We start from the raw sequence: 18148 nt of genomic DNA, 5'->3' as shown, positions 1-18148 counted from the left end.
AACCGGCTGACGCGCCCGGGGGCGGAGGAGACATATGTCGAACGCGGACACACCCGCCGATCAGACCGGCGGGAATACCGTCGCACCCACGACCAGCAGGCTGGGCGAGCTGCCGCCGCGCATCCGCGTGCACGCGCTGGCGAAGCTGCTCGGCCTGAGCAGCCGCGACCTGCTCGGCAAGCTCGCCGAGCTGGGGGAGAGCCCCCGCAGCGCCCAGTCGAGCGTGACCAAGGAGGTCGCGCACCGCGTCGCGGTCATCCTCGACGCGGAGGCCTCGGGCGAGACCGGCGACGCCGCCGAGCAGGCCAGCGACCAGGCGACCGCGGACGCCCAGGGCGGCGATGCCGCCCAGACGGCCGCTGCTTCGGACGCCGCCGCCCAGGGCGGCGTTTCGCAGGAGAACGAGACCCCGGAAGCCACCCAGGGTGCTGCCGCGCAGGACGACTCCGCCGCACCGGCCCCCGCGTCCTCCGAAGCCGCCGACCAGGGCGCTGCTCCGAGCGAATCCGCCGCCCCGGAAGCCGCCGCCGCGCAGGCGACGGGCACCGCGCCGGAAGGTGCCGCGCAGGCAGCTGGCACCGCGCGGGAAACCGCCGCGGACGCGACGGGCACCGCGCCGGAGACCGCCGCGCAGGCAGCGGGCACCGCCTCGGAAACCCCCGCGCCGGAAACCGCCGCTGAGCAGAGCACCGCTCCGGAAGCCGCCTCGGAAGCCAGCGCCGCCGCCCCCGGCTGGTCGGCCCGCCCGTTCTCGGCCGAATCCGCCGAGCCGGAAGCCGCTCAGGAATCGGGCGAGAAGCGCACCCGGACCCGTCGCTCGCGCCGCGCCGTCGCGCCCGCGATCCCGGCCGACCAGCAGGAAACCGAGCAGGCCACCCCGGCCCGCGGCCCGGTGCACGTGCCGGTCTTCGCCGCGCCCTCGCCGGTCTTCCTGCCGCCCGAGCCCGCGCAGCAGACGCGGAGCAAGCCCGAGCCGCTGTTCGGCGTCGGCGAGGCTCCGGCGCAGGCCGAGCGCCCCGACCGCACCGCCGAAACCGCTGAGGAAGACACCTCCGGCGAAGCCCGCGACGAGCGTTCCGACGAGGACGGCGACGACGCGAGCGGCCGTCGCCGGCGCCGTCGCGGACGCCGCGGCCGCGGCCGGGGCAAGGGCGGCGACGAGGCCCAGTCCGAGAACGAGGACGAAACCTCCGAAGACCAGCAGGACAAAGGTGCCAAAGACGGCGGCAAAGACGCCAAGGACACCAAGGACAAGACCGAAAAGCCGGACGAGGCGGGCGACGCCGAGGCGGAGTCCGACGACGACGCCGAGTCCGACGGCGGCAGCAAGCGCCGCCGCCGTCGCCGCCGTCGCAAGGGCGGGGACGACGACGGGTCCGAGACGACCGGCACCGACGACCCGCCGAACACCGTCACGCACGTCCGCCAGGCCAAGGCCGCCGAGGCCGAGCGCCCGGCGCGCGACGAGGTGCGCAGCGTCCGCGGCTCCACGCGGCTGGAGGCCAAGCGCCAGCGCCGCCGCGACGGCCGCGAGGCGGGCCGCCGCCGCGCCCCGATCCTGTCCGAGGCCGAGTTCCTCGCCCGCCGCGAGTCGGTCGAGCGCACCATGGTCGTCGCCGAGAAGGGCGACTCCACGCAGATCGCCGTGCTCGAGGACGGGGTCCTGGTCGAGCACTTCCTGACGTCGTCGGGCACCGGCTCGATCGTCGGCAACGTCTACCTCGGCCGCGTCCAGAACGTGCTGCCCAGCATGGAGGCCGCGTTCATCGACATCGGCCGCGGCCGCAACGCCGTGCTCTACGCCGGCGAGGTCGACTGGGACTCGGCCGGGCTGGAAGGCAAGGCGCGCAAGATCGAGCAGGCGCTCTCCACCGGCGACAGCGTCCTGGTGCAGGTCACCAAGGACCCGGTCGGGCACAAGGGCGCCCGGCTCACCACGCAGATCTCGCTGCCCGGCCGCTTCCTCGTCTACGTCCCCGCGGGCGGGGCCACCGGCATCTCCCGCAAGCTGCCGGAGAACGAGCGGCGCAGGCTCAAGGACATCCTCAAGCGGATCGTCCCGGAGGACGCGGGCGTCATCATCCGCACCGCGTCGGAGGGCATCGGCGAGGAGGAGCTGGGCCGCGACGTCGACCGGCTCAAGGCGCAGTGGGACGTCATCAAGGACAAGGCGGCGGCCGCTTCCGGCAAGAAGGGCAGCGCGCCGACCATGCTCTACGAAGAGCCGGACCTGCTGGTCAAGGTCGTGCGGGACCTCTTCACCGAGGACTTCGTCAAGCTGGAGGTCCAGGGCAGCCGGTCCTGGGACACGATCAACGACTACGTCCAGCACGTCGCGCCCGACCTCGCCGACCGGCTCAAGCGCTACACCGGCACCGGCGACGCGTTCGCCGACCACCGGATCGACGAGCAGATCACCAAGGCGCTCGACCGCAAGGTCTGGCTGCCCTCGGGCGGCTACCTGGTCATCGACCGCACCGAGGCGATGACCGTCATCGACGTCAACACCGGCAAGTTCACCGGCTCGGGCGGCAACCTCGAGGAGACGGTGACCCGCAACAACCTGGAGTCGGCGGAGGAGATCGTCCGCCAGCTGCGGCTGCGGGACATCGGCGGCATCATCGTCATCGACTTCATCGACATGGTGCTCGAGTCCAACCGCGAGCTGGTGCTGCGCAGGCTCACCGAATGCCTCGGCCGGGACCGCACGCGGCACCAGGTGGCCGAGGTCACGTCGCTCGGCCTGGTGCAGATGACGCGCAAGAAGATCGGCACCGGGCTGCTCGAGGCGTTCTCCACACCGTGCGAGCACTGCAAGGGCCGCGGCGTCGTCGTGTCCACCGAACCGCAGCGCACCGGCGGCGGAGGCAACGGGAACGGCCACAACGGCGGCAACGGGCACAACGGCCACAGCCACGGCGGCGGCGACACCAAGAGCTCGCGGCGCAACCGCGGCCGCGGCAAGGGCGAGGAGCAGCACTCCGAGCCCAAGCCGGAGCAGGCCGCCCCGGCGCCGACTCCGGTGCAGCGCGAATCCGTGGTGTCGGCGGTGCAGGCCATGGCCAACGCGTCCAAGGCGAAGCACGAGCACCACGCTCCAGAGGCCGAAGCGAAGGACCAGGAGACGGCCAAGCAGCCGGTCGAGCAGGCCGCCGCGCCGGACAAGGCCGAGGACAAGACGGAGGCCCCGGCCGCCGTCCAGCAGCCGGAAGCGAAGCAGCCGGAGCCCGCGGCCAGCCAGGCCGCGCCGGAGGCGGAAGCCCCGAAGGAGGCCGCGGAAGCGGACTCCAGCGAAGAACCCGAGGTCGACGTCCCGGCCCCGGCCGTGCGCAGCACCCGGCGCCGTCCGCGCCGCGCCGCTTCGCGCCCGGCAGGGCCGCCGGTGAAGGCTTCGGACCAGAGTTGATCCACCACGGGTACCCCGGGTGCAGCAGTGCCCGGGGCCTCCCGTAACCTGTAGTACGGCTCATCGCAAGCATGAGTTGCTGCGCGAGCACCTGGACCGTCTTCGGGCGGGCCGGCCGCGCCAGCCCCCTAACCCATTGTCGAGTAATGCAGGAGACATCCGTGTCGGCGTACGCGATCGTCAAGACCGGCGGCAAGCAGTACAAGGTGGCCGTCGGCGACGTCGTCGAGGTCGAGAAGCTCGAGGGCGAGCCGGGCACCGAGCACACCTTCCCCGCCGTGCTGTTCGTGGACGGTGGCGAGGTCACCACGGACGCCGACGCGTTGGCGAAGGTCTCGGTCATCGGCAAGGTCGTCGAGCAGACCAAGGGTCCGAAGATCCGGATCCACAAGTTCAAGAACAAGACCGGCTACCACAAGCGCCAGGGTCACCGGCAGAAGCTGACCCGCGTCGAGGTCACCGGCATCTCCAAGTAGTTCTTCGGATCTTCGGGACTGAAGCTTTCAAGAAGGGGCATGAGCGATGGCTCACAAGAAGGGTGCGTCCAGCTCCCGCAACGGTCGTGATTCGAACGCCCAGCGACTGGGCGTGAAGCGCTTCGGCGGCCAGGAGGTGAACGCGGGCGAGATCCTGATCCGCCAGCGGGGCACCAAGTTCCACCCGGGCGTGAACGTCGGCCGTGGCGGCGACGACACGCTGTTCGCGCTCGCCGCCGGTGCGGTCGAGTTCGGCTCGAAGCGCGGCCGCAAGACGGTCAACATCGTGCCAGTCGAGGCCTGATTCTCGGTCTCGGCGCGAGCTTTTGGGCGACGTGTGTCCGCGGAATACGCGGACCACGTCGCTCGCTTGTGTTACCCGGGGGCCGAGCCCCCCGGACCCCCACGGTGCGGCCGCTGGCAGACCCAGCGTGGTCCGCACCGTTTTTGTCGTTTTGCGAGTGAAGTGAGGCAGAACCATGGCGTCCCGGTTCGTGGACCGCGCGGTCATCCATCTGACCGCCGGGGACGGGGGAAACGGCTGTGCCTCGGTGCACCGCGAAAAGTTCAAGCCGCTCGGCGGCCCGGACGGAGGCAACGGCGGCAACGGCGGTGACGTCACCCTCGTCGTCGACGCCAACGTGCACACCCTCCTCGACTTCCATTTCCGCCCGCACGCCCGCGCCGGCAACGGCAAAATGGGCATGGGCAGCAACCGCAACGGCGCCGCCGGCGAGGGCCTGGAGATGAAGGTCCCGCCGGGCACCGTCGTGTTCACCGAGGACGGCGAACTCGTCGCGGACCTCACCAGCCCCGGCACCCGGTTCATCGCCGCGCAGGGCGGCCGCGGCGGGCTCGGCAACGCCGCGCTCGCGTCGAAGGCCCGCAAGGCGCCGGGGTTCGCGCTGCTCGGCGAGCCCGGCGAGAGCCGGAACCTCGTGCTGGAGCTGCGGTCGGTCGCTGACGTCGGCCTGCTCGGGTTCCCGTCCGCGGGCAAGTCGTCGCTGATTTCCGTGCTGTCCGCGGCGAAGCCGAAGATCGCCGACTACCCGTTCACCACGCTCGTGCCGAACCTCGGCGTCATCACCGCCGGGTCGTCGGTCTTCACGATGGCCGACGTGCCGGGCCTGATCCCGGGCGCGTCCGAGGGCCGCGGGCTCGGCCTGGACTTCCTGCGCCACATCGAACGCTGCGCCGTGCTGGTGCACGTGGTCGACTGCGCGACGCTGGAGCCGGGCCGCGATCCGCTGTCCGATGTGGACGCTCTCGAGGAGGAGCTGGCCCGCTACACGCCGGGGCTGGGCGGCAAGCTCGAGGAACGCCCGCGCGTGGTGGTGCTGAACAAGATCGACATCCCGGAAGCGGCCGAGCTGGCCGAGTTCGTGCGTCCCGACCTGGAGGCGCGCGGGCTGCGCGTGTTCGAGGTCTCGACCGCGTCGCGCAAGGGCCTGAAGGAGCTGACCTTCGCGCTGGCGGAGGTCGTCGAGACCTATCGCGAAGCGCAGCCGGTGCTGGAGCCGGAGAAGATCGTGCTGCACCCGCTCGCGATCGACGACAGCGGGTTCACCGTCGAACGCGACCCGGAGGAAGAGGGCGGGTTCATCGTCCGCGGTGCGCGCCCGGAGCGGTGGATCCGGCAGACGAACTTCGCCAACGACGAGGCCGTCGGCTACCTGGCGGACCGGCTCAACCGGCTCGGCGTCGAGGAAGCGCTGGCGAAGAACGGCGCCCGCCCGGGCAGCCCGGTCACCATCGGCGACATCCAGTTCGAATGGCAGCCCTCCACCCCGGGCGTCGCGGTGCATCTGTCCGGCCGCGGCACGGACGTCCGGCTGGAGCGCACCGACCGCGTCAGCGCGTCCGACCGCAAGGAAGCCCGCCGGATCCGCCGTGACGGCACCGGCGAGGGCGAGGACCTGGTCGAAGAGGAGACCACCCCGTCCATCGATGCCGAACTGGACGACGTGTGGGACGACGAGGAGCAGGCGGAGCGCGACCGGTGAGCGGCACGCGCCAGGAGATCGCGGAAGCCCGCCGGCTGGTCGTCAAGGTCGGTTCTTCGGCACTGACGACCGCGGGCAGCGGACTTGACGTTGCCCGGCTCGACGCCCTGGTGGACGCCATCGCGGACCGCGTGGCCCGCGACGCGCAGATCGTGCTCGTGTCCTCGGGCGCGATCGGCGCCGGGCTCGCGCCGTTGAAGCTGGGCAAGCGCCCGCGCGACCTGGCCACCCAGCAGGCCGCGGCGAGTGTCGGACAGCTCGCGCTGGCGCACGCGTACGCGGAGTCGTTCGGCCGCTACTCCCTGACCGTCGGCCAGGTGCTGCTCACTTCCGACGATGTCGTCCGCCGCTCGCACTACCGCAACGCACAGCGCACATTCTCCCGGCTGCTCGCGCTCGGCGCGGTGCCGGTCGTGAACGAGAACGACACCGTTGCCACGCAAGAGATCCGCTTCGGCGACAACGACCGGCTCGCTGCCCTCGTGGCGCACCTAGTCGGCGCCGACGCGCTGGTCCTGCTGTCCGATGTGGACGGTCTGTACGACGGCGACCCGCGCGACGGCGCGACCCGCAAGATCACCGAGGTGCGCGGCGAGTCCGATGTGGAGGGCATCGCGGTCGGCATGTCATCCTCGGGCCTCGGCACCGGCGGCATGGTCTCGAAACTTTCCGCCGCACGCACCGCGGCCGGCGCCGGAATCCCAGTCCTGCTGGCCGCCGCCGCCGACGCCGGAGACGCCCTGCGCGAGGCGAACGTGGGCACCGCGTTCGCGCCCGCCGACACCCGCCTGTCGGCCCGCCGCTTCTGGCTCGGGTACGCCGCAGACACCTCCGGCCGCCTCCGCCTGGACGACGGCGCCGTGCGCGCGATCTTGCGCCGCCGGTCGCTGCTGGCCGCGGGAATCACCGGTTTGGACGGCGATTTCGAGGCCGGTGACGTGGTCGATCTGGTGGATTCGGCGGACGTCCCGGTGGCGCGTGGCGTGGTCGGGTTCGACGCGGGGGAGTTGCCTGCGTTGATCGGCCGGTCGAGTCATGAGGTTCCGGTGGAGCATCGCCGGGAGGTCGTGCACGCGGACGACCTCGTGCCGTTGCGCCGCTAAGACCCCGAGAGGCACTGAGCTGCGCGGGCTGGTTCTGTACGAAGGACGACCGCGGCGCCGTGCGAGCGATCCTGCGCCGCCGGTCACTGCTGGCGGCGGGAATCATTGGTTTGGACGGCGATTTTGAGGCCGGTGACGTGGTCGATCTGGTGGATTCGGCGGACGTCCCGGTGGAGCATCGCCGGGAGGTTGTGCACGCGGACGACCTCGTGCCGTTGCGCCGCTAAGACCCCGAGAGATGCCGAGCCACGCGAGCGAGCTGCTCCGCGTAATGCTCCACAAAGGACTCTGACGACGGATCCTCCCCGGTGAGCGCCTCGGCGATCCGGGGGAGCGACGTCGGCGCGCTCGCTGCCGCCATCAGCATCAGCAGCAGCGTCCGAGGGTCCACATCGGACGGGAAGTCGCCCGCCTCCTGCCGCGCCCGCATGTACTTGAGCTGCCCCTGCAGGAACTCGCGTTGCGACTCCGCCCCCGCCTCGCTCGGGGCGCCCTCAGCCATGTTCTCCCGCAGGAACAACCGCGCCTGGTCCTGGTCGGAGAGCCCGCTCCTGGCGAAATCCGCGACCACGTCCGCGAGCGGGCGGTCCGGCGTCGTCATCGCGGAGAACCCGGTGAACGGTTCGCTCGCCACCTCCGCGTACAGGCCTTCCTTGCCGCCGAAGTAGTACGAGATCAGCTGCTTGTTCACCCCCGCGCGCTGCGCGATGTCGCTCACCCGCGCGGCCGCGTACCCCTTGCTGCCGAACTCGGCCTTGGCCGCCTCGAAAATGCGGGCCTTCGTGCGCTCGGGATCGCGCTGGCGCTCGCCGGGGCGCGGCGCGCGGCGCGGGGTGGTCTCGGACACCTGGGCAGCCTAACCGACGCATTAATCATCCTGAAGGTTGACACAATCATCCGCGAGGATGATTATGGAGACCGACCGAGAGGGGATGACCGTGAAAAAGATCAAGGTCGCAGTGGTAGGCGGCGGCACCGGCGGGTTGTGCCTCGCGCACGGCCTGTCGCGGGCCGGAGTCGAGGTGGCGGTGTACGAGCGCAGCCGCACCCGGACCGAGCGCTTGCAGGGTTACCGCGTGCACATCGCGCCGATGGGCTCGGCCGCGCTGCATGATTGCCTCCCGCCTGCGGCGTGGGAACAGTTCCTGGCCACGACGGGGGTCAGCGAGGGCACATTCGGCTTCGTCACCGAGAAGATGCGCGAGTTGGCGGCCTTCGACGCTCCGCCCAGCGCTGACCCGACCGCCGCGCACCATTCGGTCAGCCGGATTTCGATGCACCAGGTCCTGTCGTCCGGATTGGACGGAATCCTCTGGTACGACAAGGAATTCGTGCGCTACGAGACCGATTCGAAGGGCGTCGGCCTGCACTTCGCGGATGGCACGACCGCCGAGGCGGACCTGGTCGTCGGTGCGGACGGTGCGAGCTCCCGGGTCCGTGCGCAGCTGTTGCCGCACGCGAAGCGCGTGGATACCGGAATCCGGACTGTCATCGGCAAATTCCCGCTGACCGAAGCGGCTCGCACGCAGCTTCCGCGGCAACTCGCGACGGCCCCGACGCTCGTGTTGCCCCCGCCCGGCTGCGGGATGTTCACCGCGCCGCACGAGTTTCCAGCGGCTTCGGTCAACGACGAGACCGCGGTCGTCGACCCGGTGCTGTTCGACAACACCAGCAGCTACGTGATGTGGTCCTACGGCGCGAAAGCCGATCGCTTCCCGGCCGATCTCGCCGAACTGGACGGTCCCGTCCTCCGTTCGCTGATCCTGGACCGGATCCGCGACTGGCATCCGGCGTTCAGCCGGCTGGTGCGGGATTCGCCGGACGGCACGGTGAGCATGCTGCTGATCCGCACGTCGGTGCCGGTTCGCGACTGGGAGACCGGCCCGGTCACCCTGCTCGGTGACGCCGTGCACAGCATGACGCCGTTCCGCGGCATCGGCGCGAACATCGCTCTGCGCGATGCACAAGTGTTGTGCCGCAACCTTTCCCATGGCGGCGACGTGACCGCTGCGGTCGCCGATTACGAGCGGCAGATGCGGAAGTGCGCGTACCCGCAAGTGCGTGGTTCGCTCCGCAGCGCTAAGCAGTTCGTGACGGAAAGCCGGTTCAGCCGCGGGATGACACGCGCGTCGATGACCGCGCTGGGAGCGGCCCTCTCGCTGCGACGGAAACTGCGCGGCTGACGTCAGCCCGCGCCGTACCAGCGTCCGCCCGGTGGCATGGCGTACTCCGTGTACAGAAGGGCAGCCAGGGTTTGCCAGCCGGCTTTGTCGGCGGTGAACGTCCGGCCGCCCGGCGCGATCAGCACAGCCCGGCCGTTCGCGTCGGCGACCAGCGAGATCGGTATCCGGTACTCGTCGTAGTCGTGTCGCACGAGCCAGCGCCACCCGATCGTGAACCGGCGGCGGGCGGACACCGGATACCGCACGTCGACGTCGGAAACCCCGGTGCCCGCGATCGTCCACAGCGGAGTGACCCGAAGTCCGGCGAGATGCACGAGCTGCGGCTTCTTGCCGTCCGGTTCGAAGCGGTAGTACGGCCGCCTGCACCAGCGCTCCCACCGCAGCCGCCGTCGTTCGCGGCGGATCGGGCCGTGCAGCCGGGACCGTGCTTCCTCCAGCAACGCGAGGGCACGGGCGTAGTCGGGATCGTTGCGGGACACGAGATCCTCCCCTCTCTCGCGCCCGAAGCTACTGACCCGGCCGGGGACCGGTCCCGCTCTGCTTGTCCACCAGCGACCGGAGCTGGAACTTCTGGATCTTGCCGCTGGCAGTCCGCGGGAGTTCCGGAAACAGTTCCACGCGCTCCGGCCAGTACTGCTTGGCGACGCCCTTTTCGGCGAGAAAACCGCGCAGCTTCTCCAGATCCAGGTGCGCGCCGGGTTTCAGCACGAGACAGGCGCACGCGCGTTCCTGAAGCCGCGGATCGGGGACCGCGACCACCGCGACCGCTTCGACGTCCGGATGTTCGTAAAGGACGTTCTCCACATACGCGACCGGGATGTTCTCGCCGCCGCGGATGATCACGTCCTTGGTGCGGCCGGCGATGCGGAGGTAGCCGTCGGCGTCGATGGTCGCGAGGTCGCCGGTGTCGAACCACTCGCCGGTGAAACTCTCGCGGGCCAGTTCGAGCCGTTCGGCGTAGCCGACGAACAGGAACGGCCCGGCGACCTGCAGGCGGCCCTCCGCGCCCGGCGGCAGTTCGGCCCCGTCCGCGTCGACGGTCCGGATCCGCATTCCGGGCCACGGATAACCGTCGGTGTCGATCAGCTTGTCGTCCGGATCGCCCGGGATGCCGAGCGTGACCAGCGCGTCTTCGCTCTGCCCCCAGCCGCCGAGCACGACGAGACCGGGCAGTTTCTGCCGCGCCTGCCGTACGAGCGCGCGGGGGATCGGTGCGCCCATGCAGCAGAACCGTTGCAGGGAACTGAGATCGTGGTCGGCGAGATTCGGCGCGGACAGCAGGTCGTGCAGGAACGGCGTGGCGGCCGAGGTGTAGGTGATGCCGTGCTCGGCGACCAGTTCCACGAACCGCGCGGCATCCCACACGTCTTGCAGCACGCAGGTCGCGCCGTTCTGCACGCCGAGCCTCGCGCCGTAAAGGAAACCGGTGAGATGCGCGAGCGTCGACGCCATGTGCAGGACGCTGTCGGAGGTGATGCCGAGCCGGTCGGGGAGCGGGTTGTTCGCGGCGACGGCCGTGTTGTGCGTGTGCATCACGCCCTTGGGCTCGCCGGTGGTGCCGGAGGTGAAGATCAGCAGGGTGACGTCGTTGGGATCAGGCCGCCACGACGGCAGCTCGTGCCGCTCTTCCCAAGGGGTCGCGGCGAACTCGTCCCAGGACGACCCGACCACCAGCACGTGCTCCAGGTCCGGCCACCGCGGACGGAGCCGCTCCGCCATCGCCGGATAGTCGAAACCGCGGAATTCCCGCGGCACCACCAGGATTTTCGACTTCGCGAGCGCCACCATGAAGCCGACCTCGCGGTCCCGGTAGATCGGGATGAGCGGATTGCTGACCGCGCCGATCCGGCTCGCCGCGTAGTGCACGACGATCCACTCGATCCGGTTCGGCAGCTGGAAGGACACGACGTCGCCAGGCCGGACGCCCAGTTCCAGCAGCCCGAGCGCGCACCGGTCGACCTCCTGTTTGAGCTGGCCGAACGTGACGCTGCGCTGCGAATCGACGAACGCGGTCTTGTCCGGCGCGGCCGCCGCGGCGTCGTCGAGATAGTCGGTGATGGTGCGGTTCGCCCAGTACCCGGCGCGGGTGTGGGCTTCGATCGTCTCGTCGTCGAGGATCGTCGCGAACATGGCGGGCTCCGGGTCAGCTCATGGTGAGGCCGCCGCTGACGCTGACGGTCTGGCCGGTGACGTAGGCGGCCTCGTCGGAGGCCAGGAAGGCGACCACGTTCGCGATGTCGGACGGCTGCGCGAGCCGCCGGAACGGGATGGCTTTCGTCAGTGCTTCGCGCAGCTTCGGGTTGTCGCCGCCGAGCGAGGCGAACAGTTCGGTGTCCGCGGGACCAGGGCAGACGACGTTGGCGTTGACCGTGCTGCGCGCCAGTTCCCGGGCGATCGACTTCGTGAACGCGATGATGCCGCCCTTCGCCGCCGAGTACACCGCCTCGCCCGACGAGCCGACGCGACCGGCGTCCGAGGCGATGTTGACCACGGACCCGAAACCCTGCTCGACCATCACCGGCAGCACTTCCCGGCAGGTGTTGAGCACGCCGTAGAGATTGATCTGCACGACGCGGTCCCAATCGGCGCGGTCGGACTCGACGAACGGACCCGCCTTGTCCCAGCCGGCGTTGTTGACCAGCACGTCGATCCGGCCGAACTGCGCGCGAACCTGCTCGACCGCGCCGGCGACGGATTCGGGGGAGGTGACGTCGGTCTTCACGCCGATCCCGCCGATCGCGGCCGCGGTTTCCTTCGCGGTGGTCTCGTTGATGTCGCTGACCACGACGGTCGCGCCCTCGGCGGCCAGCTTCTCGGCGATACCTCGGCCGATGCCCTGGCCCGCGCCGGTCACGATGACGACTTTGTCCTTGAGCATGGTGCTCTCCTTAGGGTGCGTAGGCGCGGCCGAGCAGGTTGCGCGCGATGACGAGCTTCGACACCTGCGCGGTGCCGTCGCCGATTTCGAGGCCGATCACGTCGCGAAGCCGTTGACCGACCGGGCTTTCGCTGGAGTACCCGAGGTGCCCGAACGTCAGCAGGCACTGGTGGATGGTCTCGGCGGCGAGCTTCGGCGCCCAGAACTTCGCCATCGCGGCCTCGGTGCTGTGCTCGGCGTCGTTGTCCTTGCGCCACAACGCCTCGTAACAGACGTGCCGGGCGCCGCGCAGGTACGTCGCCTGCTCAGCGAGCGGGAACGCGACGCCCTGAAAGGTGCCGATCGGACTGCCGAACGCTTCGCGGTCGCGAGACCACTGCAACGCCTCGTCGAGCGAAACCTGCGCTGCGCCAAGGCAGGCGAGCCCGATGATCGCGCGCGAGTAGTCGAAACCTTGCATCACGGAGACGAACCCCTGGCCTTCTCCGCCGACCAACGCTTCCTTCGGGACGGGCAGCCCGTCGAAGTGCAGGGAAGCGCGGCCGATCGCCCGGCTGCCGAGGTCGTCGAACGCTGCCCGCGAGACGTACGCGTCGTCCAGTTCGACCCAGAACGCACTGACGCCGCGAGCGCCCGGGCCGCCGGTGCGGGCGAGCACGAGCGCGACGTCGGCGGACATGCCCAAGGTGATCGACGTTTTCTCGCCGGTGAGCCGCCAGCCGTCGCCGTCCGGTTCGGCCTTCATCTCCAGCTTCGCGGCGTCGGTGCCGTGTCCGGGTTCGGTGATGCAGAACGCAGGCACGACCTCGCCGGACGCGATCGGCGGCAGCCACGCGGCCTGCTGCTCCTCGGTCGCGTTGCGGGTGAGGATGTCGCTGACCAGCGCGCTGACGATGATCAGGTAAGCCGCGTTGAAGTCGCCGCGCGCGACCTCTTCGGCCGCCATCCCGGCGACAATCGCGCTGGCCTCCTGGCCGCCGTGCCGTTCCGGGATGCGCAAGCCAGTCAGGCCCATCGAGGCCAGGTCCGCGACGAGCTGGGGTCGCAGCTTCGCCGCCTTGTCGTCGGATTGGTAATGCGGTGCAAGGACTTTCGTTGCGAACCGGCGCAGCTCGTGCCGGTAAGCGTCCTCGTCGCCGGTGAAGGTGAAGTCCATGGTCAGTGCCAGTTCACGTGCGAGACGAAGTCCGGCTTGCGCTTCTCCGCAAACGCTTGCGCACCCTCCAAGCCTTCCGGCGAGGCAGTGAACAGGTCGAGCGCGGACATGGCCAAATTGGACAGTCCGGCCTGGTGGTCGGTGTCCGCGTTGAAGGACTGCTTGAGAAAGCGCAGTGCGGTCGGGCTTTTCTCGGCGGCTTCGCCGGCCCACGCCTTGGCGGTCTTGAGCAGTTCGCCCGGCGGGACGACGGCGTTGACCAGACCCATCCGCTCCGCCTCGGCCGCGTCGTACTGGCGGCAGAAGAACCAGATCTCGCGCGCCTTCTTCTCGCCGACGACCCGAGCGAGATAAGCCGAGCCGAACCCGGCGTCGAACGACCCGACCCGCGGACCGGCCTGGCCGAACCGCGCGGTCTCGCTGGCGATCGTGACGTCGCACAGGACGTGCAGCACGTGCCCGCCGCCGACCGCGACGCCGTTGACCGCGGCGATCACCGGCTTCGGGATGTCGCGGATGAGCTTGTGCAGGTTGCCGATCTCGAACATGCCGCTCTCGGTCGGGCCGTAGTCGCCGGTCTCCGCGCGCTGTTTGACGTCGCCGCCGGTGCAGAACGCTTTCTCGCCGGCGCCGGTGAGGATCACCGCCTGCACGTGCTTGTCCGCCCACGCCAAGCGGAACGCCTTGATCAGCTCGTCGACCGTCCGCCCGCGGAAGGCGTTGTAGCGCTCCGGCCGGTCGATCGTGACGACCGCGGCCGGACCGTCGATCTCGTACCGGATGTCCTCGAACTCCATCGTTCGCTCCCGTCTGTCGTCTGACCACGGTGACAAAATTTGACTGTCGAGTCAAGAGTTGAACTTACAGTCAACCGGTAGGCTTCCGGGACAGCGGAAAACCGGGAGGAGCAGGATGGGCGCGGTGAAACCGCCGTCCGAGCGCGTGCGGCGCAAGCGGGGCAAGCGGATCCAGGAGATCCTGACGGCGGCGGCCGAACTGTTCGGCGAACGCGGCTACGACGCGGTGAGCCTGGAGCACGTCGCCGAGCGCCTGGACGTCACGAAGGGCTCGCTGTACTACTACTTCTCCAGCAAGGACGAGCTGGGCACAGCGGCGATCGAGACGCTCGGCGACGAGTGGACGGCCCGGCTGGAGCAGTTGCTCGACCGCACCGAGGGCACGCCGGAAGCCCGGCTGCGCGCGCTGATCCACGAACACGTCACGATCGCGGTCAACGACTATCCGGCGGCGCTGCGGCTGTTCTTGATGCCGCGCGAGTGGCCGAGCGCGCAACGCGAGCGCATCAAGGAACTCCGCCTCCGCCACGACGCGCTTTTCCGCGCGCTGATCGAGGAGGGCGTGGCGAGCGGCGAGTTCACCGTCACCAGCGTCGACACCGTGCTGCAGTGCATGCACGCCGCGATGAGCCAGGCGCCGACGTGGTGCGGTGAACTGCCGTCCGCCGCGCGGGGGAAAGCCGTGGACGAGGTCGCCGATACGTTGCTGGCGCTCGTCCACATCGGACAGTCCGGCTAGCTCGGACGGTGTGCTAGAGGCGGCGCGGGGCCTCGATGCCGAGCAACGCCAAGCCCTGCACGAGTGTGCGCGACGTGAGCGTGGCCAGCTGTACCCGCGAAGCGCGCAGCTCTGGCGTTTCCGCGATCAGCACCGGGCACTGTTCGTAGAAGCGCGAGAAGGTGACCGCCGTGTCGTACAGGTACGTACACAGCTTGTGCGGCGCGTACGCGGACGTCGCCGCGCTGATCGCTTCGCTGAACCGCAGCAGCGTCAGCGCGAGCGCGCGTTCCGCAGGCTCCTGAAGCAGGATCGGCGCGTCCTCGGCAGGCTCTCCGGCTTTCGCGAGGATCGACTCGATCCGCGCGTGCGCGTACTGCAGGTAGACGGACGTGTTGCCGTCCTTGGCGAGCATGCGGTCCCAGTCGAACACGTAGTCGCGTTCGCGGTCGCTGGAAAGGTCGGCGTACTTCACCGCGCCGATCCCGACTGCGCGCGCGACTTCCTGCTGCTCTTCCTTGCTGAGCTCACTGCGCTCGGCAACGACTTCCGCGGCCTGCGCCACCGCTTCGTCGAGCAGGCTGGAGAGCTTGATCGTCTCGCCGGCGCGGGTGCGCATCACCTTGCCGTCCGCGCCGAGGATCGAGCCGAACCCGATGTGCTCGGCGTGCACGCCGTCGAGCCAGCCGGCCGCACGGGCCACCGCGAAGATCATCGCGAAGTGCTGCGCCTGCGGGGTGCCGACGACGTACAGCAGGTCGGTCGCGCCGCGTTCGGCGGTCCAATACCGGATGGTGGCGAGGTCGGTGGCCGCGTAGCCGTAGCCGCCGTCGCGCTTGCGGACGATTAGCGGGAGACGGTCGCCCTCGCGGTTGGTGAAGCCTTCCGGGAACACGCAGACCGCGCCGTCGCTGATCTCGGTGAGGCCGTCGGCCTCGAGTTCGTCGACGACTTCGCCCAGGTACGGGTTGTAGAAGCTCTCGCCGTAGATGTCGTCGTCGGTGAGCGTGATGCCGAGCTTGCGGTAGGCCGCGTTGAAGTGCCGTGTCGATTCGTCGACGAGTTCCTGCCAGAAAGCGAGCGTGTCCGGGTCGCCGCCCTGGAGTTTCACCACCCGCTCGCGGGAGCGGGTCGCGAACGCCTCGTCGGCGTCGAACTTCCGGCGCGCGGCCTGGTAGAACGCGTTGAGGTCGCTGCGGTCGCCGGACGGTTCGTCCAGATGATGCTCGATGAGCATGCCGAACGGCGTGCCCCAGTCGCCGAGATGGTTGTGCGGCAGCACCTCGTGCCCGACGAAGCGCAGCAGCCTGCTGATCGCGTCGCCGAGCACCGTGGAACGCAGATGCCCGACGTGCATTTCCTTGGCGACGTTGGGACTGCTGTAGTCGAGCGCGACCCGGCGCGGCTGCTCGGCTTCGGCCACCCCGAGCCGGTCGTCGCGAGCCTGCTCGGCGACGCGCTGCTCAAGCCATTCCCGGCGCAGCACGAAGTTCAGGAATCCCGGCCCGGCGATCTCCGGCCGGTCGGCGACCCCGTCCAGCTCCAGGTTCTCGACGATCCCGGCCGCGACCTCGCGCGGGGGTTTGCCGAGCCGTTTGCCGAGGCTCATCGCCAGGTTGCACTGGTAGTCGACACCGTCGCGAGTGGACACCGCGATGAGCGCCGCGGACGGGTCGAGGTCGACGTCGAACGCGCGGCGGAGCGCTGCCACCACGCGTCGGGCCAGTTCCTCACTAACCTCGGGCTTGCGCACGGTGTCCCTCCTTCGCGTAGTCGATCGTTGAAGCCTACCGACCGCGCGCGAGCGGGTTTTACCGCAGTTCACTGCCCTTCGTTTCCGGCATCCGGAGGATCACGAAGAACGCGATCGCCGCCCCGACAGCGACGTACCAGAAGAAGGCAGTGGCAGCACCAGCCGCGGACAGCGCGCTGAGCACGAGCGGCGCGGTCCCGCCGAACACGGCGACGGTCAGGTTGTACCAGGCGCCGATGCCGAGCCCGCGGAGTTCGGTGGGGAAGAGCTCGCTCATGATCGCCGGGGCGAGCGAGGTCATCGCGGTGTAGAGCCCGAGGCCGACGCAGAACACGATGAGCAGATTCCCGAACCCGGGCCGCACGAGGTAGGAGAGCGGGACGATCACGAGCGCCGTCGCGCCGGACCAGACCAGCAGCTGAGGCCGCCGCCCGTACCGGTCCGCGAGGGCTCCCATCGGATACTGGAGGACGACGAAGAGCGCGGTCGCGATGGAAAGCGCGAGGAAGGTGTCGACGGCGTTCGCGCCGCGCCCCTTGACGGCGAAGGACGTGAGGGCGCTGAAGAAGGTGTAGTAGCACAGCGTCGAGAGCATCGAGAACCCGATGAGCTGCCCGACCGCCTTCGGATGCTGAGTGATCGTGGTGAGCAACGGCCGCTCAACGCGTCGCGCGGTCTCCTTTTTCTCGTGGTACAGCTCGGTTTCCGCGAGACTGCGGCGCAACCACAGCCCGACCAGCCCGAGCACCCCGCCGAGCAGGAACGGAATCCGCCAGCCGAACGAGCTGAGGTGCGCCTTGTCCATCGTGCGGGCGAGCACGAACCCGAGCACGGTGGCGATGAGGACCGCGGACCCGGTGGAGATGTAAAAGAACGAGGAGTAGCGCCCCCGGCGTTCCTTGGGCGCGACCTCGCCGAGGTACGCGGAAGCGTTGGAAACCTCGCCGCCGAGCGAAAGCCCCTGAGCGATCCGCGCGAGCAGGAGGAGAATCGGAGCCAGCCACCCGACCTGCGCGAACGTGGGCAGCAGCCCGATCGCGACCGACCCGCCCGCCATCAGCGAAATAGTGAGAATCATGGCGGGCTTGCGCCCGTGCACGTCGGCGAACCGCCCGAGCAGCACACCGCCGAGCGGCCGGAAGAAGAACGCGAGCGCGTAAGTGGCGAACGTGTTGATCAGCGCGAGCGTTTCGTTGCCAGGAGGGAAGAACGCGCCGGCGAAGTAGATGCTGAAGGTCGCGTAGATCGTCCAGTCGAACCACTCGAGCGCATTGCCCGCACTGGCAGCGAACAACTTCCGCACCGGCAACCGATGCCGGGCAATGCCTTCGGTCGTCGAACCGGCCATCGGGCAACCTCCACACGTCCGCACGGGCGGAACGGGACTTTGCCAGAAATGCCCGGAGATCGGTAGATCTCGGGGAAGGATGGCAGTTGGTGCTTGTCCCACTGCGGTGTGTGACGCGGGAGTGCCTTTGCTGCACGAGATCATGCGATGGTGAGGGCGCAGAGGGTCGTGCGATGGCGGAAGCTGCACGGGCTCGTGGGGTAGTGCAGGCATTGCCGCGCGGCGAGTGCGCGGTGGCCCAGGCGCGCATGCCGCTTCGCGCGAGGCTGGCAGCCGGGCTGGTTGGCAGATGCTCGTCCCCGCCCCGCCCCGCCCCGCCCCGCCCCG

General features: G+C 69.8%; 15 protein-coding genes and 1 pseudogene. 8 read left to right on the top strand and 8 right to left on the bottom strand.

From position 1 onward, the window contains the following. The first annotated feature begins 34 nt into the window (after positions 1-34). From PUT80_RS35725 to PUT80_RS35700, 6 genes and pseudogenes are all read left to right on the top strand, one after another. Positions 35-3406 (top strand): translation initiation factor IF-2 N-terminal domain-containing protein, encoded by a 3372-nt coding sequence (locus tag PUT80_RS35725; RefSeq protein WP_275294781.1) that lies wholly within the window; start codon positions 35-37, stop codon positions 3404-3406. 161 nt (positions 3407-3567) lie between these two features. Next, positions 3568-3882, top strand: coding sequence for a 50S ribosomal protein L21 (gene rplU / locus PUT80_RS35720; RefSeq protein ID WP_037813760.1), 315 nt, complete (start codon positions 3568-3570; stop codon positions 3880-3882). 46 nt (positions 3883-3928) lie between these two features. After that, positions 3929-4186, top strand: coding sequence for a 50S ribosomal protein L27 (gene rpmA, locus PUT80_RS35715; protein WP_009081082.1), 258 nt, complete (start codon positions 3929-3931; stop codon positions 4184-4186). Positions 4187-4361: 175 nt separating this feature from the next. Further along, positions 4362-5885: a GTPase ObgE gene (obgE, locus tag PUT80_RS35710; RefSeq protein ID WP_275294780.1), complete on the top strand. Its 1524-nt coding sequence runs from the start codon at positions 4362-4364 to the stop codon at positions 5883-5885. Then, positions 5882-6988, top strand: a complete 1107-nt coding sequence (gene proB / locus PUT80_RS35705; protein ID WP_134732974.1) for a glutamate 5-kinase — start codon at positions 5882-5884, stop codon at positions 6986-6988. The genes obgE and proB overlap by 4 nt, the downstream gene beginning before the upstream one ends. A gap of 47 nt (positions 6989-7035) precedes the next feature. Next, positions 7036-7215, top strand: a pseudogene (locus PUT80_RS35700) (PUA domain-containing protein); the annotation flags it as partial. On the opposite strand, the gene PUT80_RS35695 reads toward PUT80_RS35700, so the two are convergent. Continuing rightward, the gene (locus tag PUT80_RS35695; protein ID WP_275294779.1) at positions 7212-7835 is read right to left on the bottom strand and encodes a TetR/AcrR family transcriptional regulator; all 624 of its coding nucleotides are present in this window, start codon (positions 7833-7835) and stop codon (positions 7212-7214) included. The pseudogene PUT80_RS35700 and the gene PUT80_RS35695 overlap by 4 nt on opposite strands. 64 nt (positions 7836-7899) lie before the next feature. On the opposite strand from PUT80_RS35695, the gene PUT80_RS35690 reads away from it, so the two are divergent. After that, a complete protein-coding gene (locus PUT80_RS35690) occupies positions 7900-9171 on the top strand; it encodes an FAD-dependent monooxygenase (RefSeq protein WP_275294778.1) in 1272 nt (423 codons plus the stop codon). A 2-nt stretch (positions 9172-9173) separates the two neighbouring features. Here PUT80_RS35690 and PUT80_RS35685 read toward each other — a convergent pair whose 3' ends face one another. Genes PUT80_RS35685 through PUT80_RS35665 form a run of 5 tightly spaced genes read right to left on the bottom strand, consistent with a single transcriptional unit; the run spans position 9174 to position 14002 of the window. Continuing rightward, a complete protein-coding gene (locus PUT80_RS35685) occupies positions 9174-9650 on the bottom strand; it encodes a hypothetical protein (protein WP_037813741.1) in 477 nt (158 codons plus the stop codon). Between the two features lie 28 nt (positions 9651-9678). Beyond that, positions 9679-11301 (bottom strand): AMP-binding protein, encoded by a 1623-nt coding sequence (locus PUT80_RS35680; RefSeq protein WP_275294777.1) that lies wholly within the window; start codon positions 11299-11301, stop codon positions 9679-9681. 13 nt (positions 11302-11314) lie between these two features. Further along, positions 11315-12049 (bottom strand): 3-oxoacyl-ACP reductase family protein, encoded by a 735-nt coding sequence (locus tag PUT80_RS35675; RefSeq protein WP_134732980.1) that lies wholly within the window; start codon positions 12047-12049, stop codon positions 11315-11317. A gap of 10 nt (positions 12050-12059) precedes the next feature. Then, on the bottom strand, positions 12060-13205 hold the full coding sequence (locus tag PUT80_RS35670; protein ID WP_037813733.1) for an acyl-CoA dehydrogenase family protein: 1146 nt from the start codon (positions 13203-13205) through the stop codon (positions 12060-12062). Between the two features lie 2 nt (positions 13206-13207). Continuing rightward, positions 13208-14002, bottom strand: a complete 795-nt coding sequence (locus PUT80_RS35665) for an enoyl-CoA hydratase-related protein (protein WP_037813731.1) — start codon at positions 14000-14002, stop codon at positions 13208-13210. Between the two features lie 115 nt (positions 14003-14117). Here PUT80_RS35665 and PUT80_RS35660 point away from each other — a divergent pair, with 115 nt between their 5' ends. Then, positions 14118-14741 carry a TetR/AcrR family transcriptional regulator gene (locus PUT80_RS35660; protein WP_037813729.1) on the top strand — a complete coding sequence of 208 codons (624 nt, stop codon included), beginning with the start codon at positions 14118-14120 and terminating at the stop codon, positions 14739-14741. Between the two features lie 13 nt (positions 14742-14754). Here PUT80_RS35660 and argS read toward each other — a convergent pair whose 3' ends face one another. Next, a complete protein-coding gene (argS, locus tag PUT80_RS35655; RefSeq protein WP_037813727.1) occupies positions 14755-16473 on the bottom strand; it encodes an arginine--tRNA ligase in 1719 nt (572 codons plus the stop codon). 58 nt (positions 16474-16531) lie between these two features. Continuing rightward, positions 16532-17821, bottom strand: a complete 1290-nt coding sequence (locus tag PUT80_RS35650) for an MFS transporter (protein ID WP_275294776.1) — start codon at positions 17819-17821, stop codon at positions 16532-16534. Between the last annotated feature and the right edge of the window lie 327 nt (positions 17822-18148).

The organism is Amycolatopsis sp. La24 (genome assembly GCF_029087445.1).
GTDB classification, from domain to species: Bacteria; Actinomycetota; Actinomycetes; order Mycobacteriales; family Pseudonocardiaceae; genus Amycolatopsis; species Amycolatopsis nivea.
Note: the sequence above shows the minus strand (reverse complement) of the source record. Positions and strands in the feature narration are given on the sequence as shown.

What these genes read in the sequence shown, in the direction of transcription:
- PUT80_RS35665 (WP_037813731.1), bottom strand. Translation starts at nt 14,002, where the DNA reads ATGGAGTTCGAGGACATCCGGTACGAGATCGACGGTCCGGCCGCGGTC.
- obgE (WP_275294780.1), top strand. Translation starts at nt 4,362, where the DNA reads ATGGCGTCCCGGTTCGTGGACCGCGCGGTCATCCATCTGACCGCCGGG.
- PUT80_RS35725 (WP_275294781.1), top strand. Translation starts at nt 35, where the DNA reads ATGTCGAACGCGGACACACCCGCCGATCAGACCGGCGGGAATACCGTC.
- PUT80_RS35680 (WP_275294777.1), bottom strand. Translation starts at nt 11,301, where the DNA reads ATGTTCGCGACGATCCTCGACGACGAGACGATCGAAGCCCACACCCGC.
- PUT80_RS35675 (WP_134732980.1), bottom strand. Translation starts at nt 12,049, where the DNA reads ATGCTCAAGGACAAAGTCGTCATCGTGACCGGCGCGGGCCAGGGCATC.
- rpmA (WP_009081082.1), top strand. Translation starts at nt 3,929, where the DNA reads ATGGCTCACAAGAAGGGTGCGTCCAGCTCCCGCAACGGTCGTGATTCG.
- PUT80_RS35670 (WP_037813733.1), bottom strand. Translation starts at nt 13,205, where the DNA reads ATGGACTTCACCTTCACCGGCGACGAGGACGCTTACCGGCACGAGCTG.
- PUT80_RS35660 (WP_037813729.1), top strand. Translation starts at nt 14,118, where the DNA reads ATGGGCGCGGTGAAACCGCCGTCCGAGCGCGTGCGGCGCAAGCGGGGC.
- PUT80_RS35690 (WP_275294778.1), top strand. Translation starts at nt 7,900, where the DNA reads ATGGAGACCGACCGAGAGGGGATGACCGTGAAAAAGATCAAGGTCGCA.
- PUT80_RS35650 (WP_275294776.1), bottom strand. Translation starts at nt 17,821, where the DNA reads ATGGCCGGTTCGACGACCGAAGGCATTGCCCGGCATCGGTTGCCGGTG.